The organism is Planomonospora corallina, assembly GCF_042650625.1.
Taxonomy (GTDB): Bacteria; Actinomycetota; Actinomycetes; order Streptosporangiales; family Streptosporangiaceae; genus Planomonospora_B; species Planomonospora_B corallina.
On the sequence record NZ_JBHSBM010000024.1, the window covers coordinates 84,847 to 104,086 of the forward strand.

The window sequence follows — 19,240 nt, forward strand, 5'->3', positions numbered from 1 at the left end:
TCCGTGCCGGGCGGCGGTCCGTGCCGGGCCCCGGTCCGTGCCGGGCGGCGGTCATCCGGTGCGCACGGGGGCCAGGACCCGCCAGAGCCAGACCTGCGAGGCCACCAGCAGGGGAGCGAGGACCAGCGTCGCGGGGGTGAGCAGGGCGAGCGTCGCCGGGTCGGCCAGGTTCTCCGCCAGCGGCAGCCGCGACCCCGCCGCCAGGCAGACCAGCACCATCCCGCCCGAGGTCAGCGCGTAGGCGGTACGCCCCGGGGCCAGGGTGCGAGCCGTACGCCCCGGGGCCGGGGCGCGAGCCGTACGCCCGCCCGCGGCCGCGAAGGGCCGCCGCGCCCGCCCCTCCGGCCCGCCGCGCAGCCGGAGCGCGGCCAGTGCCAGCCCGTGGACGGCGAACAGCCCGGCCAGGGCGACGACCGCCACGGCCAGCAGCGGCGGCGGCGCTCCCGCGCTCCCCGCGAGCACGAACCCCCAGCTCAGCGCCACCGCCCAACTCCCGGCGACCACCGCCGCGTCGCATCCGGCCCGCCAGGCGGCCCGGTCCGCCCGCCCCCGCAACCAGATCCCCGCGTCCCGCGCCACCCAGCCCAGCAGCAGGGCGGTGAACGCGGCGTAGTTCCCGGCCAGCAGCTCCCCCTCCAGCACGGGGAAGGCCCCCATGAGGAACCCCACCGCGGCGACCAGCCAGACCTCGTTCGTCAGGAAGAACGGGGTGATCGCGGCGAGCACCCGGCCGCGCTCCTCGGGAGAGCGCCCCAGGTACGGCAGGAGCATGCCGATCCCGAAGTCGGCGCCGGAGAGCACGAAGTACCCGGCGGTGAAGAACGCGAGCAGGGCGATTTCCATCGAGGGCTCCTCCTTTGAGGAAGGCGGGCGGTCCGGGACGGGGCGTCCGGGCGGAGGGCGGCCCGGTGCGCGGGCACGGGGAAGACTCAGAACGGTTCAGAACAGGGCGGCCGGGAGCGGGGCGCCGGAGCCGGACGGCAGGTCCGGAGCGGTGCCCGGCGCGTCAGCGGAGCCCGGAGAGCCCGGAGAGGCCGGGGAGCCGGGAGAGCCGGGAGAGCCGGCCGGCTCGGGGCCCAGCCGGGCGGTGCGGGCGAGCAGCCAGGCGTTGACCGCGAGCAGCACGGCGAACAGCACCGTGAAGGCGGCCAGCGAGAACACCAGCAGCCCGGGTGGCAGGTCGCTCAGCGCCTCCTCGGTGGTCAGCACGCCGTACACCACCCACGGCTGCCGGCCCGCCTCGCGGAAGACCCACCCGGCGAGCACGGCCGCGAACGGCAGCGGGACCGAGGCGACCAGCAGCACGTGCCAGGCACGCAGCCCGAGGACCGCCCTGGGGAAGAGCGCCAGCACCACGCTGACCAGCGAGACGATCAGCATCACCGAGAACAGGCCCAGCATCGCCATCCCCGCGCCCCGCACCAGGCCCAGCGGCGGCACATAATCACCCGGGCCGAAGGCGGCCACCGCCTCCGCCTGGAGCCGGGCGACGTCGGCCGCCGTGCCGTCGAACGCGGCGCCCTTCAGCGGCTGCACGGTCCCGAAGCTCAGCTCGCCGAAGGCGACCACCGCCACCAGCGCGGGCAGGCCGGTGAACACGCCGATCCGGAGCGAACGGCGGAAGAACTCCCGCTCGGCGGTCCCGCGCCGCAGGTGGTAGGCGCTCACCCCGGCCAGGAAGAACCCGGCGGTCACCAGCGAGGCCGCCATGGTGTGCCCGAACGCGGTCAGCGCCGCCGGATTGGCCAGCACCGCCGCCGCGTCGGTGAGCCTCAGCACGCCGCCGGAGAGCTCGGCGCCGACCGGGTCCTGCATGAAGCCGTTGGCGACGAGCACCCAGTAGGCCGAGGCGTAGGCGGTCAGCGCCACCACCCAGAACACCGCCAGGTGCGCCCACCGGTTCAGCCGGCCCCACCCGAAGATCCACAATCCCAGGAAGGTCGACTCGACGAAGAACGCCACGATCGTCTCCATCGCCAGCGACGCCCCGAACACGTTGCCCGCGACGTGCGAGAGCCCCTCCCAGGCCATGCCGAGCTGGAACTCCATCACCAGCCCGGTGACGATGCCCATGGCGTAGTTGACCACGTAGAGCCGCCCCCAGAAGCGCGTCATCCGCTCGTGGACGGCCGAGCCGGTCAGCACGGCCCGGGTCTGCACGAGCGCGATGAGCGTGGCCAGGCCCAGGGTGAGGGCGACGAACACGAAGTGCCCGCCGGCGGTGAGGGCGAACTGCAGCCGGGCGAGGTCGAGCGTCTCCATGCCCCTCAGCGTCCCGGTCCGGCTGCGCCGCCGCGTCCTCCCCGGGTGGGCTCCCGCCGTACTCCCCGGGACGCACCCGCGCCGATCCCCGCTACGCCGGCCGTACGCCGCGCTCGCCCCCCTCACTCTCTCCACCCGGCGTATACCGGGCCCGGACCGCGCGCCGGGTCCGTGCCGCCGGCCGGGGCCGATCTCCCTCGTGAGAGGGAGGCGGCGGATCGCTCCCGTCGGCGATGTCCGCGGAGCCGGAGAACAGCAGCATTGGCGGCGTAGCCGAACCGCTAGGAGTCCCCGAATGAACCCCCGCCTCCCCTTCGTCGCAGCGCCGCTGCTCGTCCTCGCCTACGGAGTGATCCGGATCATCGACGGGCTCGACGGCAGCCGGGGCCCCGGCCTGGCCTGGACCACCGGCCACCTCGCCTTCCTCGCGGCCCTGGCCCTGTTCGTCCCCACCTTCCTGCGGATGCGCCGGATGGCGGGACGGGACGCCGTCGCCACCGCGAGCGCCGTCGCCGGGATCGCCGGTCTCGCGGCGCTGGCCGTGCAGTTCGCCATCGACGTGGTGGTCGGCTTCCTCGCCGCCGACCACGCCGGCATGAGCGTGCTGTTCGACCGCGTCCAGGCCGTCCCCGGTGTCTCGCCCGTCGTCTACGACGCCGGCCCGCTGCTCTTCTTCGTCGGCCAGGTCGCGATCGTCGCCCGGCTCGCCCTCCTCGGCCGGGTCGGGGCCTGGGCGCCCGTCCTGGTCCTGGTCGACGTCGTCCTCCCGCTCGTCGACAAGGACCTCGTCCCGCTGGGGGCGGTCTTCCTGCTCGCCTCCTTCACCGCCATCTCCGCCCGGCTCTCCCGCCCCGCCGCCCCCGTCCCCGTCGCCGCGTGACGGAGTCCGCGCCGCCGCCCCCACCCCCGTCCCCGTCGCCGCATGACGGGTGCCGCGTGACGGGTGCAGCGTGGCGGAGTCCGCGCCGCCGCGCGTGGACGACACCGCCGGATGAGGAAGGATCGTGTTCCGTGCCCGCTCCACCGTCCCCCGCTCCGCTCCACGGCCGGCCAGGGTCCCCTCCCCAGCCACCGCCCGCTCCGCCGGGCGAGCGGCCGAGGTTCCCCGCCGCGCTCCGTGACCGGCCGAGGTTCCCCGCCGCGCTCCGTGACCGGCCGAGGTTCCCCGCCGCGCTCCGTGACCGGTTGGGGTCCCTCGCCGCCCTCCACGGCCGACCGGGATCCCTTCCCGGGCCGTGGCCGGACGCGGTGCTGGCCGTGCTCGTCCTGGTCGTGCAGCTGTGGCCGTTCCTGTCCCGGGACAACCCCCACGGCGGGCCGTGGCACTGGTGGGGCTACGCGGTGGTGGCCGCCTCCGCCGTGCCGCTGGTGTGGCGGCGCCGGGCGCCGGTGACCGTCCTGCTGGCCGTCCTGGTCGCGATCTCCCTGTACGACGTGGTGGACGGGGTCGCCGCCCAGCCGATCTGGTACGGCGGGCTCATCGCGACCTACACGGTGGCGGCCCACTCGGCCCGCCTGACCCGCACGGCCATGCTCGCCGTCACCGTCATCGGCGGCCTGCTCCTGGTCGGCTCCTCGGAGACCGCCCTGCGCGGGGTGGTGCTGTTCGTCACCGCGTACGCCGTCGGCCGGGCCTCCGCCTCCTCCCGGGCCCACGCCGCCGCGTTGGAGGAGCGCGCCGCCCGGCTGGAGCACGAGCGCCGGGTCGAGGCCGAGCGGGCCGCCGAGCGCGAGCGCGCCCGGATCGCCCGGGACATGCACGACATCCTCGCGCATGCGGTCAGCCTCATGGTGGTGCAGGCCGAGGCCGGGCCGGTGGTGGTCCGCAGCGACCCGGCCCGCGCCGAGGCCGCCTTCGACGCGATCGCCGCCGCGGGACGGGACGCCATGGTCCAGCTCCGCCGTACGCTGGGCGCGCTGAAGGAGGACACGGGCCCGCGCACCCCGCGCCCGACCCTCGGCGACCTGGCGGAACTGCCCGGCCAGGTCACCGGCACCGGGCTCGACGTGGTCGTCTCCGCCTCGGGTGAGCCCCGGCCGCTCCTCCCCGACATCGAGGTCGCGGCCTACCGGGTGGCCCAGGAGGCCCTGACCAACGTCATCAAGCACGCGGGCGCCACCCGCGCCGAGATCCGGCTCGACTGGCAGGACGACATCCTCATGATCAGCATCACCGACGACGGGTGCGGCTCCGGCGGTTCCCTCCCCGCCGGAGGGAACGGCCTGATCGGCATCCGGGAACGCGCCGCCGCCCTGGGCGGCACGGCGACGGCGGGCCCACGCCCCGACGGCCCGGGCTTCCGCGTGCTCGTACGGCTGCCGCTGACCGAGGCGGTGCGGGCATGACCGTGCGGGTGGTGGTGGCCGACGACCAGGAGCTGGTGCGCGCCGGGTTCGGCATGATCCTCGACGCCCAGCCCGGCATAGAGGTGGTCGCCGAGGCGGGTGACGGGGCCGAGGCCGTCGCGGCGGTCCGCGAGCACCGGCCGGACGTCCTCCTGCTCGACATCCGCATGCCGGTGATGGACGGCATCGAGGCGGCCCGCGTCGTGTGCGCGGAGACCGGGTGCAGGGTGCTCATGCTGACCACGTTCGACCTGGACGACTACGTCTACGACGCGCTGCGCGCGGGTGCCAGCGGGTTCCTGCTCAAGGACGTCCGCCGCGACGACCTGGTCCACGCGGTGCGGGTGGTCGCGGCCGGGGACTCGCTGCTCGCGCCCTCGGTCACCAGGAGGCTGATCGCCCGGTTCGTCTCCGGCCCGGCCGCCCTGCCCGCCCCGCCCGCCGCGCCGCCCGCCGGGCGGCTGGCCGTGCTCACGGGCAGGGAGCGGGAGACGCTCCAGCTGATCGCGCGGGGGCTGTCCAACGCGGAGATCGCCGAGGCCATGGTGGTCAGCGAGCACACGGTCAAGACGCACGTCAGCAACGTCCTGACCAAGCTCGGCCTGCGCGACCGGGTCCAGGCGGTGATCGCCGCCTACGAGACGGGCCTCGCGGTCCCCGGCGGACCGGTGTAGGGGGACCGGTCGCGCTCCGAGCCGTCAGGAATCGAAGCGGCGGCGGGCGCCCTCGATGTGGCCGAGGTACCGGTGGGTCCAGTCGCAGATCAGATCGACCGTCGCCCGCAGGGCTCGGCCCGGCTCGGTGAGGGTGTACTCGACCCGCGGCGGCACGGTGGGGTGCACCTTTCGCTCGGCCAGGCCGTTGCGTTCCAGCATGCGCAGGTTCTGGGTGAGCATCTTGTGGCTGATGCCCTCGACCTCGTCCCGCAGCTCGCTGAAGCGCAGGGTGCGTTCACCGAGAGCCTCGATGATCAGCAACGCCCACTTGTTGGCGACGTCCGAGAAGATCTCCCGCGCCAGGGAGTCCGCGCGCCTCAGGTCCGCCTCGTCGGGCAAGCCGCTGAACTGCTTGGTCACCATCAGGTTCCTCCGTCACCGAAAAGTGCGTTCTTCCACGTCAGCGAACACTCTCCTATGGTTCCTGAGTAACCACAAGAGACCAAGGGCGTCTTGGCTCGATGAAGGCGAGCCTGCGGGCTCTCATGACAAGGAGGCGGGCAGCATGGCCATCACCCTGGTGAACCCCGGTGGATTGCCCGAGGTCGACGTCTACCGGCAGGTGTCGATCGCGTCGGGGTCGAGGCTGGTCTTCATCGCCGGGCAGGTCGCCTGGGATGCCGACGGGGCCACGGTCGGCGAAGGCGACCTCGCCGCGCAGGTCGAGCAGTGCTACCTCAACATCGCCACCGCCCTGGCCGGGGTCGGCGGTTCCTTCGGCGACGTGGCGAAGTTGACCGTCCACGTCGTCGACTGGACCCCCGACAAGATGCACCCGCTCCTGGAGGGGATCTCACGCGCGGCCGCGAAACTGGGGGTCACTCCGGTCCCGCCTGCCACACTGCTGGGTGTTGCGGCGCTGGACATCCCCGACCATCTGGTCGAGATCGAAGCCATCGCGGTCCTCGACTGACAGATGCCCTCGGTCACTGAGCGCTGCAGTGGTCCACGACGGCACTCGAGGGAGGCCGTCCACGCGGCGGCCACGCCCGGCCTCCGCCTCGTCATCCCCTCCGGCATCTACGCCTGAGTCCGGCCCCCTCGGGCGCTCTACGCCCTGCGGAGACGGGCCGGCCGGTGGTCAGAGGCCGAGGGAAAAAGACGGAAACAATATCCTCCACAGGATTATCCTCCCTAGGATAATCCTGTGGAGTTTCTGAATCGGACAGATGAGCTGGCGATGCTGGGACAGCGGATCTCCGGCACCCGGGCCGAGCTACTGGTCGTGTACGGCCGCCGCCGGGTCGGCAAGACCGAACTGCTCGCCCATCTCGCGAGCACGGTGCGGTCGTTCTACTTCGAGGCCACGGACACGGTCGCCCCCCAGCAGCTGCGCGACTTCACCGACGAGCTCGCCCGGACCTGGGGCAACGACCTGCTCGCCGTACAACCCCTCGGGGGCTGGGAGGCGGCGCTCACCGCGCTCGCCCAGTTCGTCGGCACCGAGCGCACGCTGGTGGTGCTGGACGAGTTCCAGTTGCTGGCGGCCCGGTCGCCCGAGCTGGAGACGACGCTCAGCCGGTGGTGGCGGACGACCGGCCGGAACCTGCCGATCGTCCTGGTCCTGGCGGGCAGCGAACTCTCCTTCTTCGAGGACGAGGTCCTGGCCGGGCAGCTGTACGGCCGGCGGACCGGGCAGCTCAAGCTCACCCCCTTCCTCGCCAGGGAGGCCGCCCTCTTCCACCCGGGCTACAGCCCCGAGGACCGCGTGCGGACTTACTCGGTCTGCGGCGGCGTTCCCTACTACCTGGAGCGCTTCACCGACGACCGCCCGCTCGCCGAGCACCTGCTGAACGAGGTCTTCGAACGCACCGGTCTCCTGCACGACGAGGCCGAACTCATGCTCCGGCAGTCGATCGCCGACCCGGCCAACCACTCCGCCGTGCTCCGCTCGATCGCCCACGGGCACAACCGCAACAACGACATCAGCCGGCGCACGGGGTTGTCCCCGGCGCACGTCGGAAAGATCGTCGACTCGCTGGAGCGGCTGGGGCTCGTCGAACGGCTCCGGCCCGTCACGGCCTCGCCTCGGGCGAAGAAGACGGCCTACGCGATCAGTGACCAGTTCCTGAGGTTCCACTACCGGTTCGTCGAGCCCGCCCGATCGCAGCTGCGGACCAGCGCGTTGGCGGCTTCCTACCTGTCGGAGTCGGTCCTGCCGAGACTCGACCACCACGCCTCCTACGCCTGGGAGGACATGTGCCGTCAGCACGTGCTCCGCACCGTGCCCGGCGTCCTGTCGGTGGGGCGGTGGTGGGGGCAGGTCCCCACCGGCAGGGGGCCCAGGACCGAGGAGCGCGAGATCGACGTCGTGGGCGTCGGCGCCGACCGCACCCCGCTGGTGATCGGCATGTGCAAGTGGACGAGCGGCGAGGTCGACTTCGACGAGTTGAACCTCCTGGACCGGCTCGCCCCGCACGTCGAGGGCTTCACGGGGAACGAGCAGCGCTATCTCTTCTCCCGCAACGGCTTCAGCGCCCGGCTGCTCACCCACGCGGCGGCCACGCCCGGCCTCCGCCTCGTCACCCCCGCCGACCTCTACGCCTGAGTCCGGCCCCCTCGCACCCTACGCCCTGCGGAGGCAGACCAGCCGGTAGACGGGATCGGGGCGGGGGACGGACGGGTCGGGCAGGGCGGCCAGCCGCTCCTTGAGCGCGCCGACGTCGGCCGCGCCCACGGCGAGGTAGCCGGCTTCGACGAGCTCGACGGCCCGCAGCGGCGAGCGCCCCTGGCCGTGGCCGGTGAAGACCGTCTCGGCGGCCAGGCGGAGCCCGTGCCGCCCGCCGCAGGCGACGACCAGGCCGGCGCGGTCGCGGGCGGGGTGCCGGCGGTACGGCGCGAGCACCCGGCCGACGTCGTCGTGGCCGTGGGCGGCGTCCTTGTCCACGGTGGTGATGAGCACCCCGCCCGGCCGGAGCACCCGGGCGCACTCGGCGATCGCCTCCGGCACGCCCGGGATCAGGTGGAACAGCCAGACCGAGCAGACCGCGTCGAGCGAGGCGTCGGCGAAGGGCAGGGCGCGGCCGTCGCCCAGCAGCACCCGGTGCTCCAGCCGGTCCCGGGCCAGCCGGGCCATGCCGGGCGAGGCGTCCAGCCCCAGCACCCGCAGGCCCGGCCGGGTGATGTGCGAGGTGACCAGTCCCGTCCCGCAGCCGAGGTCGAGCAGGGTCTCCGCCTCGGGCGGGAGCAGCTCCAGCACCGCCCGCGCGGCCGCCTCGGCCCGCGGCACGCCCCCGCGTGTCGCGTCGTAGCGGGCGGCCTCCGCGTCGTAGTCCAGCACGCCCACACACTAGATCGCGGCCGCCCTCCGGGCCAGCGGAGCACGGAGGGCGTCTCCGGCTCCCGGAAGCCGGGCCCGCCCCGCCCGGGGCCTCCTCCTCGCGGAGCGGGACCCGCACCGGGCGGAGCCGGGGACGGGGTCAGGAGCCCTCCGGTCCCCGCGGGCAGAACTCACCGACCGGCCGGGGGGCGGGATTCGGCTCGGGACCGGCCAGGACGATGGCCCTGCCCGCCGCGGCCATCACCCCGTCGTGCACGTACCAGCCTCCGGGGACCGACGGGCCGGCATCGGTGAAGGAGGTGAACTCCGGTTCCACCCCGTGTTCCCGCAGCATGGCGGTGACCTCGGCGACGGTCTTGTTGACGTAGCCGACGCAGTGGAGCGGCTCGCCCGGCATCTCCAGCAGGGGCCGGATCATGTACGCCTCACCGGGCCGGGCCGCCCTGCCGAGAGTGATCTGGGCCTTCTTCTCGAAGCCCACAGGCACCCTCACCCCCGTGGGGCAGCCGCCGGGCCGTTCACAGGGGCCGTTCTCGATGGCCGTGATGGGTCCGTCCTTGGGCACGGGCTCGCCCGCCCTGAGCCGGTCCATGTCATTGAAGACGAGGATGCTGCCCACCCCGGTCGGCGAGGTGGGCAGGAGCTTGAGCGTGATGTCCAGGCCCCGGGCCTTGAGCTCGCGCTCGTACATCTCCGGATCGGCGAACAGGTCCTTCACCGTGATGACGTAATGGTCACCGTCCCGCCTGATGTCCAGGGCCGCGGAGGCCGGGGACGGGCCGAGGGCGCCGGGAAGGCTCCAGGTCACCGCCATGCCCAGGGCGGCGGCTCCGGCGGCGACCGGCAGGGCGGCCCACCGGCGGCGCCGCGCACCCGCGGTGCGCACAGGCGCGCCCGGCGCCCACCACCGGCGGCGCCGGGCGGGCGCGACGGCCGGGGCGGCGGTGATCTCGTCGAACAGCTCCCGGGCGCCCGGGGTCATGCCGGGCCCGGGTGCGGGGGCGATGCCCGCCACGAGGCGGTCGATCTCGTGCATCAGCTCTCTCCCTTCGCCAGCGCGACAGCGCGCGGGCCGTACCTGGTCAGATCGAGTCCGGCGGCGTCGAGCTCCCGGGCGAGCCGCTTGCGCGCCCGGTGCAGCCTCAGGCGTACGGCCCCGCGCGAGCAGCCCAGCACGGTCGAGATCTCCGCGCTGTCCAGGCCCTCCCAGCCGGCCAGGGAGAGCAGCTCCCGGTCGTCGGGGCTCAGCCGCCGGAACGCCTCCCGGACCCCGCCCGGGTCGTGTCCGGTCTCCTCGGCCTGGTCGGCCCAGACGGCCAGTTCCGTGCGGAGCCGCGACGCCAGCTCGGTGCGGCGGCCCTCGGCCCGGTGGCCGTTGGCCAGCACCCGCCGGGCCGTGCCGTACAGCCAGAGGCGGGCGGCGTGCCCCTCGGGGACGTCGGCGAGGCGGCGCCAGGCGGTGGTGAACGTCTCGGCGAGCGCGTCGGCGGCGTCGTCGGGGGAGTCGGTGCGGCGCCGTACGTAGGCGAGGAGGTCGGGATAGTACGCGGTGTAGATCTCCTCGAAGCGCCGCTGGGGGTCGGGAGGGCCCACGCTGCTTCCTTCCGCCGGGGACTCGGTCATCCCCGTACGTGTCCGGCAATGGAGATCTGTTTCCGGCGTATCCGATCATTCCGCGGCGTACATCGAAAGAACGACGGAGGGTTCGGCGGACCGGAGGATGACGGCGGGACCGGGGCGGGGGAGCATCTCGATCATGGTGAGCGCCGAAACGCCGAGAACGTCCCGTGCCACCGTCGCGACCGCCGCCGGGGCGGGGGTCTTCCTCCTCGCCTACGCCTGGCTCGCGGCCGCCGGGCACACCGAGATCACCGCCTCGGCCGACCCGGGAGCGGCCAAGACCTCCCTGTGGGCGGCGGCGGTCCCGGCCCTGGCCGCGATGCTGCTCACGCGGCTGGTCCCCCCCGGCCGGGCCCTGCCGGAGCCGCTGGCCGGGCTGCCCCGGGAGCGCCTCGTCCGGGAGACGTGGGCACTCGTCGCGGCGGCCGTCGCGTTCCCGCTCGTCGTCGGCGGCCTCCTGGCCGCCGGTCAGCCCCGGGACCTGTGGTACGCGGTGGTCAAGCCGCTGCTCCTGCTGGTCGTGCCGCTGGTGGCCTTCCGGGTGCTGCGGCGCGGCGGCCCGGCCGCCCGGGCGATCCCGCGGCCCGTCGTCTGGCTCGCCCCGCTCCCGGCGATGGCGGCGTGGTTCGTGCTCGCCGAGGTCTGGCCGTTCCGGGTGCCGCTCACCCAGGAGCTGCCCGACCCCGTCATGCTCGCCGTGGCCTCGCTGTTCACGCTGCTGACCGCGAGCGTGCTGGAGGAGGTCTTCTACCGGGGATGGCTGCAGACCCGCCTGGAGGTCCTGTACGGCAGGTGGCCCGCGGTCCTCGTCACCTCGCTGCTGTTCGCGGCGATGCACGTCAGCCACCTGCGATCGGGCGGGATCGGCGTCGGGCTCGCCTCGATGGTGGCCTTCCAGGGGGTGTTCGGCCTGATGGCGGGCTACCTGTGGTCGCGCTACCGCAACCTCTGGGCGCCCATCGGGGTCCACGTCCTGGTCAACCTGGTCTACGTCGACCTGCTGCTCGAGGGGCGGCTGTTCTAGCCGAGCCGAGCCGGTCCGGCACGCTCGTCGCGGTCTCGCCGTTCAGGTCGCCGATCACGATCCCCGCCACCTCGGCAGCTCTTATTGAACCATTTGGTTCAGTGAGCTACAGTGAACCATATGGTTCAGCAAGAGGTCCTCGATCGTACGTTCGCCGCCCTCTCGGATGCGACGCGACGGCAGATCCTCATCCGGCTCGGCCAGGGACCCGCCTCGATCGGCGAGCTGGCCGAGCCGTTCGGCATGTCGCTCACAGGTATGAAGAAGCACGTGCACGTCCTGGAGAACGCCGGCCTGGTCATCACGGAGAAGGTCGGCAGGTCACGGCAGTGCCGCCTGGGAACCGAACGACTGGAGGACGCCATGTCCTGGATCAGGTTCTACCAGCGGCTCTGGGAGCGCCGGCTCGACGGCCTCGACGCCTACTTCACCCTCACCAAGGAGACCGACCGATGACCAGGAACGCCGAGACCGCCCAACTGCGCATGACCCGGGTCCTGCCCGCGAGCCCGGAAGAGGTCTTCGACGCCTACACCGACGCCGAGAAGCAGAAGATCTGGTTCAGCATCCTCGACGAGAAGCCCGGCGTCGTCGAGATCGACGTCGACCTGCGCGTCGGAGGCCGACAGACCGCGGTGTGGGGACCGGACGCCGACACCCTTTTCCGGGAGACGCAGACCTTCCTGGTCGTCGACCGCCCGCATCGCCTGGTAACCGAGTCCACCGGCAGCAGCCCGGACGGCATGACCATGACGACCACCGTCGAGGTCACGTTCGAGGAGCACGACGGCGGAACGCTTCTCACGGTGGTGCAGACCGGTTTCCCGGCGTCCGAGGTGCGTGACTTCTTCATGCAGGAGGTCTGGGTCGGAGCGCTCGACCGGATCGAGGCGTACCTGCGCCACGGTGAGCGGCGGCCCTGACTGAAGGAGTGGACGGTCACCATGAACCCGTCGAAGGGCGCGCGGGGTCGCCCGCAGGAGAGTCCGGAAGCGCGCGACCGCGGCGGAGCCCTCACCGTCGCCGTGACCGTGGCGGCCGCGGTGGTCCTCAACCTCGTCATCTACGGGATCGGACGTGCCGCCGGCGGCGGCTTCCGCTTCACCGCCGCGGGTCAGGCCGCCGAGGTCGATGCGATCACCGTCGTCGGCTTCACCGTCCTGCCGTTGCTCACGGGAATGACCCTGGCCGCGGTGCTCGCGCGGATCTGGCCATGGGCGGTGCCCGCGGGCCTGGCCGTCGCCCCGGTGATCGCACTCGGCACCATCCCGGTCATGACGATTCCCGCTGATTTCGACGACGCCAGCACGATCACGCTGGCGCTGTGCCACGTCGCACTCGTGCCCGTGACCGCCGCCGGGCTGCTCGCACTGCGCAGGCGCGGCGGCCACGTGGCGGCCCGGTACGGCGGGGGAGCGGGCCAGGGTCAGGGGAGCTTGGACCAGTAGCCGGGGGCGTGGTCGTCCTTCGGGATCCAGAGGGAGGGCTGGCGTTCGGCGAGCCCGAGGGCCGCCTCCCGCTCCCAGGGGAAGCGCCCGCGCGCGTCCGGCCAGACGATCTCCGCGAACGGCAGCGGAGGCCGCTGGTAGAAGCCGAGCGCGATGCCGAACAGCGACCGGTACCAGCTCTGGTCGACGTCCTTGACGACGACCGGGTAGTCGCGGATGACGTCGTGGCGCGCCTGCCCGGCGGCGACCGGGTGCCCGTCCGCGATCCGGCCCGCCAGGGTGTCCAGGCAGTCGCGCATCACCTCGACGCGGAGGCCGAACATGGCGAGCTCCGGCGACCGGAGCGTGTGCCAGAGCCCGACCGTGAACGCCCAGCCCGGCCCCTCCTCGTCCGCCGGGATCATGACGACCGTCCATCCACGGGCCCGGACATCGCTCATGGTGTGCAGGGCGACGTCGTCGGGTTCGACGTCGTGCGCCTCGCAGAGCAGGCAGTGGCAGGCAGGCTGGTCGGACATACTTCCGAGCGTATCCGCCCCACTGTCCCCGCAGGTCACGCTGATCGCCCGTGTTCGGGGGGAATTGCTGTCATAAGTGCGAATTATCCGTGTCTATCTACGTGCTCCTGTTTAGGGGCATGGTGAATGAAGGGATGCGGGTTTTTTGCACGGATGTCCTTGCCTTTCGGGAAGCCCCGTTTGATCATGAAAAGGATTTCCGCACTGGTAACGGGAATCTCCGGCGTCATATTCGGGGGATATCGAAGATGCGACTCGTCAAGAAACAGGCCGCCCTGACGGTGCTGGCCGCCGCCGCTGCCACCGCCGTCAGCATGGTTCCCATCCAGGCCGCCTCCGCGGTCACGAACCCCTACAAACCGCAAGCGGTATGCGGGCCGGGATTCAAGATGGTTCCCGGATCCGCCCGCGCCATGCAGGCCGGTTTCGGCGGCGGGGCCGTCGGCTACCTCTACCTGCTCTACAACGCCGACACCGGCCAGCACTGCGCGGTCGTGATGAAGTCGACGTCCCTCGGGACCCCCACCACCGTCCAGGTGTCCCTGGAGGTCGACTCGGACGGCGGCGGCGGCCGCGGCTACAACCAGGCGATGCAGGGCAAGTACAAGTACTACGGCGGGCCCATCCGGCTGAAGTCGGACGGCAAGTGCGTCAAGTACAGCGGCATGATCCACAGCGTCGACGGGGCCATGCCCGCCTACGCCGAGGGCACCAGCGGCTGCGAAGGCCGCCAGACCTGGGGCTTCCCGGGCTCGACGACGCCCGGGGCGCTGCCGGGCGGCACCCTCGCCCCGGGCGGGGTGCCCGCGCTGCCGGGCCTCGTCCCGCCCGCGCTCGGCGTGTGACCGCTCGTCCCGCCCGCGCTCGGCGTGTGACCGCTCGTCCCGCCCGCGCTCGGCGTGTGACCGCTCGGCGTGCGACCGCCCGGCGTGCGACCTGAGCCGCTCCTCGTACGGCCCCGGCCCCGGCCTCCACTCCCGGGACCGGGGCCGTACGGCGTGGGGAGGCGGTGTCACGGCGCGGTGAGGCCCAGGACCTGGCCGATGACGCGCAGCACGCCCTGCTCGTTGTTGGAGGGGGCGAGATGGCGGGCCCGGCCGATCACCTCGGGATGGGCGTTGGTCATCGCGAAGGACCACTCGGCGGTGTCGAGCATCCCCAGGTCGTTGAGGTAGTCGCCGAAGACCATGGTCTGCGCGGGAGTGATGCCCAGCTCCCGCTGGAGCCGCCGCACGGCCGCGCCCTTGCCGGTGTCGGTGTGCATGACGTCCACCCAGTGCTCGCCGGAGACCACCACCTGGTGGGTCTCGTCGAACGGCTTCAGCGCCGGGGCCGTGCTGTGCTCGGCCGTGCCGAAGTCGAACAGGGCGATCTTGATGATCTCGTCGCCGACGGCGGTGAGGTCGTCCACCGGCGTGAGCAGGGCGTAGTACTTGACGGCCTCGGCCAGGAACGCCGGGTCGGTGCGCTCGATGTAGGCGGTGCGCTTCCCGCAGACGACGGCGCCGACGTCCACCCCGTCCGCCGCCAGGTCGCGTGCGGCCAGCACGACCTCGCGGACGAACGGCGGCTCCAGGTGGTCGGAGCTGACCTCCTGCCCGTCCCGGACGACGAAGGCGCCGTTCTCGGCGATGAAGACCGTTCCGTCGAGGGCGTCCTTGAACTGCACGGCCAGCGAGGCGTACTGCCGGCCGCTGGCGGGGCAGAACAGCACACCGCGCTCGCGCAGCCGCGCCAGCAGCGGCCACAGGTCCTGCGGGACCCGCCCGTTGTCGTCCAGGAGCGTGCCGTCCATGTCGGTGACGATCAGCCGGATGTCGGCGGGCAGGCCCGGATGGCCGGGATCCAGAGGGCGGGCGGGCGCGTTGCCGTGCTGCATGAGAGGGGTTCTCCCCGGAAGTGGTGGTTTCGACTGTCGCTTACGACAACCCCGGCGACCGGGTGCGGGCTTCCCGGAGGCATCCCGCTCGTCCTCCCGCAGCATCCGGCCCGTCCTCCCGCGGCGACCGGCAGACGACCGGGGAGCCGGCCGGTTCTTCCGGCTCCGGCCGGCGGCCGAGATCCTCAGCGGTTCTGCAAGGACGCCGGCAGCAGCGTCAGAGCTGCGACATGCCGTGGCCGTACTGCGGTGAAGTGACGACGGTCAAGAGTGGCGACACTCGAGACGTCCAGCCGTTCCGCCAGTGCGACCACCGAATCGTCGACCAGACCCAACCGCAGGTCGTCGTACGTCTCGACGAGCTGCGCAGCGCGGTCCACATCCTCGGGCGTCAGATCCACCAGTTCGAGCTCGCCTCGCGCCACCGATGCCAGGAACGCGGCCTCACTCTTGGCCCCGAGGTTCTTCTCGACGTGCCAGGAGGTCTCGGTCAGCACGGTCGTGGGAAGCAGGAGCCGACCGGGAACGGTGGAGAGCAGCCGGGCTGAGACCTCGTGATGGGCATCGGAGCGATCGATCGCGGCGTACAGGACTCCGGTGTCCAACAGGGTGACCGTCACGAAGGACGATCCAACTCCTCCCGGAGGAGTTCGTCATGCCGTTCGGAGACATCGCTGCGTCCAGAGGCCCCCAACCCGATGAACGACAGATTCCGTGTGCTCTCGGAATGTTCGGAGCCCGAGGCCCCGGCGAACTTGGCGAGTTCCGGATCGGACTCCACGAGCAGACGCAGACGCCGCACCCCGGCGGGAGGAAGCCGGTCGACGAGGTGGTGCATCTCCTCGTAATCATGCGCAGCGGTCATGCCTCCGAGTGTACGCACCGTTTCCGTGACCTTCCGGTTCCTCTCCTGAGAACCGGAAGGGAGCCGCGGAACGCGGGGAGCCGGACCCCGGCGGCGGACGCTCGCCTTCCCGGGTGTGCCGTACGGCGGGGCGCCGGTCCGGCCCCTGACGAAAGTCAGGGGCGGGCCCCGCCGATCGTCCGCTGTGCGGCCTTCCCGCCCGCTTCTACCGTTCGTATCCGGCGGGCGGAGAAGCGGAGGGACCGATGAGGGCGGGAAGACACGCGGTGATCGCGATGGCGGCCGGGGCGGTGCTCGTCACCGGGATGACGGCGGGCGCCCGCGCGGACACCTCGGCGGGAGCGCCGGAGACCGGCGGGCCGAGCGCGACCGCGATCGACGCGTACGTACGCGGCTACGCCGAGCGGACCGGGCTCCCCGGGGCCTTCGTCGCGGTCACCAGAGGCGACCGGGTCGTGCACGCCGCCGGGTACGGCCACACGGCCGGCGGCGAGCCGATCACCGAGGACACGCCGATGCCGCTCGCCTCGCTCTCCAAGTCGTTCACGGCCCTGGCGGTGCTGCGCCTGGCCGACCAGGGCAGGATCGACCTGGACGCCCCCGTCCGGTCGTACCTGCCGGAGTTCACCATGGCCGACCCCCGGGCCGCGAGGATCACCGTGCGGCAGCTGCTCCAGCAGACGTCGGGGATGAGCGACCGCACCTTCCCCGAGCTGACGCTCCCCGCGCCGGACACGCTCGCCGAGGCCGTCGCGATGCTGCGGACCGCCCCGCTCGCCACCGAGCCGGGCACCAGGATGAGCTACCACAACCCCAACTACGTCGTCGCGGCGCGGCTGGCCGAGGTCGTCACCGGGACGCCGTTCGCCGACCACCTGGCCGCCGCCGTGCTCCGCCCGCTCGGCATGACCTCCACCAGGACCGTGGACACCACCGAGGACCTCCCGGACCGGGCCGCGGGCCACGTCCGCGCGTACGGCGGGCTCGTCCGGCGCGACCACCCCAGGTGGTTCGCCAACGGCTCCCACGGCGTCGTCAGCACCGCCCGCGACATGGCCAGGTGGCTGGTCGCGCAGAACGGCGGCGGCGGCGCCCTCCCCGGCCGGACCGTGAAGGCCGCCCAGACCCCGTCCGGCGTGGGCGGCAGCGGCTACGGCATGGGCTGGAGCACCGGCAGGACCGCCGGGGGAGCGCCCCTGCTCCGGCACACCGGCTGGCTGCTCACCCACAACTCCGCCCAGACCCTCCTGCCCGCGAGCGGGTACGGCATCGCCGTCGTCACCAACACCGGGATGGTCTCCGGCGACGACGCGCTCGTCCTCAGCGACGGCCTGGTCGACCTCGTCGAGGGCCGCCCCGACGCCGGAGCCGTCCCCCTCAGCACGGCCGCGGACCCCTGGCTGGCCGGCCTGGCCCTGCTCAACCTGGGACTCGGCGCCGCGGGCGTCCGCCGCGCCCGCGGCTGGGCCCGCCGCCACGCGGGCCGCGCGGCCTGGCGGCGGGCCGTACGGCTGCTCCCCTACGCGCTGCCGGTCGCGCTGCTGCTCGGCCTCGCCGATCTGGCCGGGCTCCTGATGAACCGGGCGGGCACCTTCGGCCAGCTCACCTACGCCTGGCCCGCGCTCTGCGTCTGGGCCGCCACGGCCGCGCTGGCCGCCGCCGCCGTCGTGGCCGCCCGCTGCCTGCACACCGTCCGGGCACGCCGCGCCGCCCCGGACGACGTCCCGCGGTCGCCGGCCACCGGCGTCCAGGAGCCGGGCGACCGGGGCCGGCGTCCCGTGCGGCCGGTTTCCTCGCGGCGGTGACGCGGCGGCCGGAGACGAGCCAGGGCCCGCACCTGTGAAGGTGCGGGCCCTGGCTCGTGGCGGTGTTCTCGTCAGGCGGAGACGATGTTCTCGGCCTGCGGGCCCTTCTGGCCCTGGGTGATGTCGAAGGCCACCCGCTGGCCCTCGCGCAGCTCGCGGTAACCGCCCTGGGAGACGATGTTGGAGTAGTGCGCGAAGACGTCGGCGCCGCCGCCGTCCTGCTCGATGAAGCCGAAGCCCTTTTCCGCGTTGAACCACTTCACGGTGCCGGAAGCCATGTGATCTCCTCTTGATGGATAGGTGCAGCCGAATCCGCGCTGTCGCGGACTCTGAATTGCCGAAATAGGCCCACACCCGGAGAAGACCGGAAAAACAAAAATGCACCCGAGGCTACATACCGTCAGGCGCACACAAGTTTATTATGGGTACCACAACTGCAACTGCGTTCAGCCTAGCACACGTGCGGGCGTGATGCACACCCCGCCGCCGTCCGGCCGGACGAGTCGCGGGCGGCGACCCCGTGTGAGGGCCGCCGCCCGCGTCCGCGGCGGAGGACGCCGGTCACGACCAGGCGCCCCCGGCGGCGGCCCGGACGGCGTAGGACTCGAAACCGGCCGGCTCGCGGCCGAGCACCCGCCGCACCCCGTCGGTGACCTCGGCCGTGTGCCCGGGCCGGTGCACCGCGAACAGCGCGCCGAGCATCCGGACCGCGGCCTCCGGATAGCCCGCGGCGAGCAGCTCGTCGCGGTACTCCTCCGGGGTCAGCTCCACGTACTCGATCGCCCGGCCCGACGCCCGGGCGATCACCCCGGCCGCCTCCGCGAAGGTCAGCCCGCGCGGCCCGGACAGCTCGTACACCCGCCCGGCGTGCCCGTCCCGGGTCAGCAGCGCCGCCGCGACCTCGGCCACGTCCTCGACGTCGACGAACGGCTCCGGCACGTCGCCGATCGGCAGGGCGAGCCGCCCCGCCCGCAGCGGCTCCCGCCACAGGTCCTCGTCGAAGTTCTGGGAGAAGTTGTTCGGCCGGATGATCGTCCACTCCACCCCGGAGTCGCGTACGGCCTGCTCCGCGACGGCCATGCCCTGGCCGAAGTCGCCGTCCACGTGCTCGATGCCCCGCCCGGACAGCACCACGAACCGGCCTGCGCCCGCGGCCACCGCCTGCTTGACGAAGCCGGGTACGGGCCCGGGGTCGTCCGGGGCCACCAGGTACACCGCCGAGGCCCCCTCCAGCGCGGCCTGCCAGGTCTCCGGCCGGAACCAGTCGAAGCGCACCTCGCCCGAGCGGGACGCGGCCCGCACGGCCACGCCCGCCGTACGCAGCCGCGGCACCACCCGCCGCCCGGTCTTGCCGGTGGCGCCCAGGACGAGGATGCGATCCGTGTGTGTCGTCATACAGGGAAGTCAACCGGCCGGGAGCGGGCCGGGACATGGCCCGCCGTACGGAGCGCATGCGCGATCGTCCGGCGCGCCGCGG

The 19,240-nt window shown here is 73.0% G+C and carries 23 protein-coding genes; 11 read left to right on the forward strand and 12 right to left on the reverse strand.

Going from position 1 to position 19,240, the window contains the following annotated elements; translation table 11 throughout:
* Positions 1-51: 51 nt before the first annotated feature.
* Together ACFOWE_RS21370 and ACFOWE_RS21375 are read right to left on the reverse strand one after the other, a co-directional pair.
* Positions 52-843, reverse strand: coding sequence for a cytochrome d ubiquinol oxidase subunit II (locus tag ACFOWE_RS21370; RefSeq protein ID WP_377290505.1), 792 nt, complete (start codon positions 841-843; stop codon positions 52-54).
* Between the two features lie 96 nt (positions 844-939).
* Positions 940-2,262, reverse strand: a complete 1,323-nt coding sequence (locus tag ACFOWE_RS21375; RefSeq protein WP_377290507.1) for a cytochrome ubiquinol oxidase subunit I — start codon at positions 2,260-2,262, stop codon at positions 940-942.
* 295 nt (positions 2,263-2,557) lie between these two features.
* Between ACFOWE_RS21375 and ACFOWE_RS21380 the strand changes: the two genes are divergently transcribed.
* The 3 genes from ACFOWE_RS21380 to ACFOWE_RS21390 all read left to right on the forward strand — a co-directional run bounded on the left by ACFOWE_RS21380 (position 2,558) and on the right by ACFOWE_RS21390 (position 5,282).
* Positions 2,558-3,142, forward strand: coding sequence for a hypothetical protein (locus ACFOWE_RS21380; RefSeq protein WP_377290509.1), 585 nt, complete (start codon positions 2,558-2,560; stop codon positions 3,140-3,142).
* A 131-nt stretch (positions 3,143-3,273) separates the two neighbouring features.
* Complete coding sequence (locus ACFOWE_RS21385) at positions 3,274-4,608, forward strand: sensor histidine kinase (protein WP_377290511.1); 1,335 nt, start codon at positions 3,274-3,276, stop codon at positions 4,606-4,608.
* The gene (locus tag ACFOWE_RS21390) at positions 4,605-5,282 is read left to right on the forward strand and encodes a response regulator (RefSeq protein ID WP_377290513.1); all 678 of its coding nucleotides are present in this window, start codon (positions 4,605-4,607) and stop codon (positions 5,280-5,282) included. Before ACFOWE_RS21385 ends, ACFOWE_RS21390 begins: the two co-directional genes overlap by 4 nt.
* Before the next feature lie 24 nt (positions 5,283-5,306).
* Here the strand turns inward: ACFOWE_RS21390 and ACFOWE_RS21395 are convergent, their stop codons facing one another.
* Entirely contained in the window at positions 5,307-5,687 is a 381-nt protein-coding gene (locus ACFOWE_RS21395) for a winged helix-turn-helix transcriptional regulator (RefSeq protein ID WP_377290515.1), read from the reverse strand.
* A gap of 142 nt (positions 5,688-5,829) precedes the next feature.
* Here ACFOWE_RS21395 and ACFOWE_RS21400 point away from each other — a divergent pair, with 142 nt between their 5' ends.
* Both ACFOWE_RS21400 and ACFOWE_RS21405 read left to right on the forward strand, forming a co-directional pair.
* The gene (locus tag ACFOWE_RS21400; protein ID WP_377290517.1) at positions 5,830-6,237 is read left to right on the forward strand and encodes a RidA family protein; all 408 of its coding nucleotides are present in this window, start codon (positions 5,830-5,832) and stop codon (positions 6,235-6,237) included.
* Between the two features lie 234 nt (positions 6,238-6,471).
* Positions 6,472-7,872, forward strand: coding sequence for an ATP-binding protein (locus ACFOWE_RS21405; protein ID WP_377290519.1), 1,401 nt, complete (start codon positions 6,472-6,474; stop codon positions 7,870-7,872).
* 18 nt (positions 7,873-7,890) lie between these two features.
* On the opposite strand, the gene ACFOWE_RS21410 is transcribed toward ACFOWE_RS21405, so the two are convergent.
* The 3 genes from ACFOWE_RS21410 to ACFOWE_RS21420 all read right to left on the reverse strand — a co-directional run bounded on the left by ACFOWE_RS21410 (position 7,891) and on the right by ACFOWE_RS21420 (position 10,197).
* Positions 7,891-8,604, reverse strand: a complete 714-nt coding sequence (locus tag ACFOWE_RS21410) for a class I SAM-dependent methyltransferase (RefSeq protein ID WP_377290521.1) — start codon at positions 8,602-8,604, stop codon at positions 7,891-7,893.
* 139 nt (positions 8,605-8,743) lie between these two features.
* On the reverse strand, positions 8,744-9,640 hold the full coding sequence (locus ACFOWE_RS21415; RefSeq protein ID WP_377290523.1) for a hypothetical protein: 897 nt from the start codon (positions 9,638-9,640) through the stop codon (positions 8,744-8,746).
* On the reverse strand, positions 9,640-10,197 hold the full coding sequence (locus tag ACFOWE_RS21420) for an RNA polymerase sigma factor (RefSeq protein WP_377290525.1): 558 nt from the start codon (positions 10,195-10,197) through the stop codon (positions 9,640-9,642). The genes ACFOWE_RS21415 and ACFOWE_RS21420 overlap by 1 nt, the downstream gene beginning before the upstream one ends.
* A 163-nt stretch (positions 10,198-10,360) precedes the next feature.
* Here ACFOWE_RS21420 and ACFOWE_RS21425 point away from each other — a divergent pair, with 163 nt between their 5' ends.
* The 4 genes from ACFOWE_RS21425 to ACFOWE_RS21440 all read left to right on the forward strand — a co-directional run bounded on the left by ACFOWE_RS21425 (position 10,361) and on the right by ACFOWE_RS21440 (position 12,696).
* Complete coding sequence (locus ACFOWE_RS21425) at positions 10,361-11,248, forward strand: CPBP family intramembrane glutamic endopeptidase (RefSeq protein WP_377290527.1); 888 nt, start codon at positions 10,361-10,363, stop codon at positions 11,246-11,248.
* Positions 11,249-11,368: 120 nt separating this feature from the next.
* Positions 11,369-11,704, forward strand: coding sequence for an ArsR/SmtB family transcription factor (locus ACFOWE_RS21430; RefSeq protein ID WP_377290529.1), 336 nt, complete (start codon positions 11,369-11,371; stop codon positions 11,702-11,704).
* A complete protein-coding gene (locus ACFOWE_RS21435; protein ID WP_377290531.1) occupies positions 11,701-12,171 on the forward strand; it encodes an SRPBCC family protein in 471 nt (156 codons plus the stop codon). The genes ACFOWE_RS21430 and ACFOWE_RS21435 overlap by 4 nt, the downstream gene beginning before the upstream one ends.
* 21 nt (positions 12,172-12,192) lie before the next feature.
* Positions 12,193-12,696, forward strand: a complete 504-nt coding sequence (locus ACFOWE_RS21440; protein WP_377290533.1) for a DUF6069 family protein — start codon at positions 12,193-12,195, stop codon at positions 12,694-12,696.
* Here the strand turns inward: ACFOWE_RS21440 and ACFOWE_RS21445 are convergent.
* A complete protein-coding gene (locus tag ACFOWE_RS21445) occupies positions 12,675-13,214 on the reverse strand; it encodes a DUF4262 domain-containing protein (protein WP_377290535.1) in 540 nt (179 codons plus the stop codon). The genes ACFOWE_RS21440 and ACFOWE_RS21445 overlap by 22 nt on opposite strands.
* Before the next feature lie 248 nt (positions 13,215-13,462).
* Here ACFOWE_RS21445 and ACFOWE_RS21450 point away from each other — a divergent pair, with 248 nt between their 5' ends.
* Positions 13,463-14,059: a hypothetical protein gene (locus ACFOWE_RS21450; protein WP_377290537.1), complete on the forward strand. Its 597-nt coding sequence runs from the start codon at positions 13,463-13,465 to the stop codon at positions 14,057-14,059.
* Between the two features lie 167 nt (positions 14,060-14,226).
* Here ACFOWE_RS21450 and ACFOWE_RS21455 read toward each other — a convergent pair whose 3' ends face one another.
* From ACFOWE_RS21455 to ACFOWE_RS21465, 3 genes are all read right to left on the reverse strand, one after another.
* The gene (locus tag ACFOWE_RS21455) at positions 14,227-15,093 is read right to left on the reverse strand and encodes a Cof-type HAD-IIB family hydrolase (RefSeq protein WP_377290539.1); all 867 of its coding nucleotides are present in this window, start codon (positions 15,091-15,093) and stop codon (positions 14,227-14,229) included.
* Positions 15,094-15,278: 185 nt separating this feature from the next.
* A complete protein-coding gene (locus tag ACFOWE_RS21460) occupies positions 15,279-15,713 on the reverse strand; it encodes a type II toxin-antitoxin system VapC family toxin (protein WP_377290541.1) in 435 nt (144 codons plus the stop codon).
* Positions 15,710-15,958, reverse strand: a complete 249-nt coding sequence (locus tag ACFOWE_RS21465) for a hypothetical protein (protein WP_377290543.1) — start codon at positions 15,956-15,958, stop codon at positions 15,710-15,712. The genes ACFOWE_RS21460 and ACFOWE_RS21465 overlap by 4 nt, the downstream gene beginning before the upstream one ends.
* A 245-nt stretch (positions 15,959-16,203) precedes the next feature.
* Here ACFOWE_RS21465 and ACFOWE_RS21470 point away from each other — a divergent pair, with 245 nt between their 5' ends.
* Positions 16,204-17,763: a serine hydrolase domain-containing protein gene (locus tag ACFOWE_RS21470; RefSeq protein ID WP_377290545.1), complete on the forward strand. Its 1,560-nt coding sequence runs from the start codon at positions 16,204-16,206 to the stop codon at positions 17,761-17,763.
* Positions 17,764-17,834: 71 nt separating this feature from the next.
* On the opposite strand, the gene ACFOWE_RS21475 is transcribed toward ACFOWE_RS21470, so the two are convergent.
* Both ACFOWE_RS21475 and ACFOWE_RS21480 read right to left on the reverse strand, forming a co-directional pair.
* Positions 17,835-18,041: a cold-shock protein gene (locus ACFOWE_RS21475; protein WP_377290547.1), complete on the reverse strand. Its 207-nt coding sequence runs from the start codon at positions 18,039-18,041 to the stop codon at positions 17,835-17,837.
* Positions 18,042-18,324: 283 nt separating this feature from the next.
* Positions 18,325-19,158, reverse strand: a complete 834-nt coding sequence (locus ACFOWE_RS21480; protein WP_377290549.1) for an NAD(P)H-binding protein — start codon at positions 19,156-19,158, stop codon at positions 18,325-18,327.
* Positions 19,159-19,240: the final 82 nt, after the last annotated feature.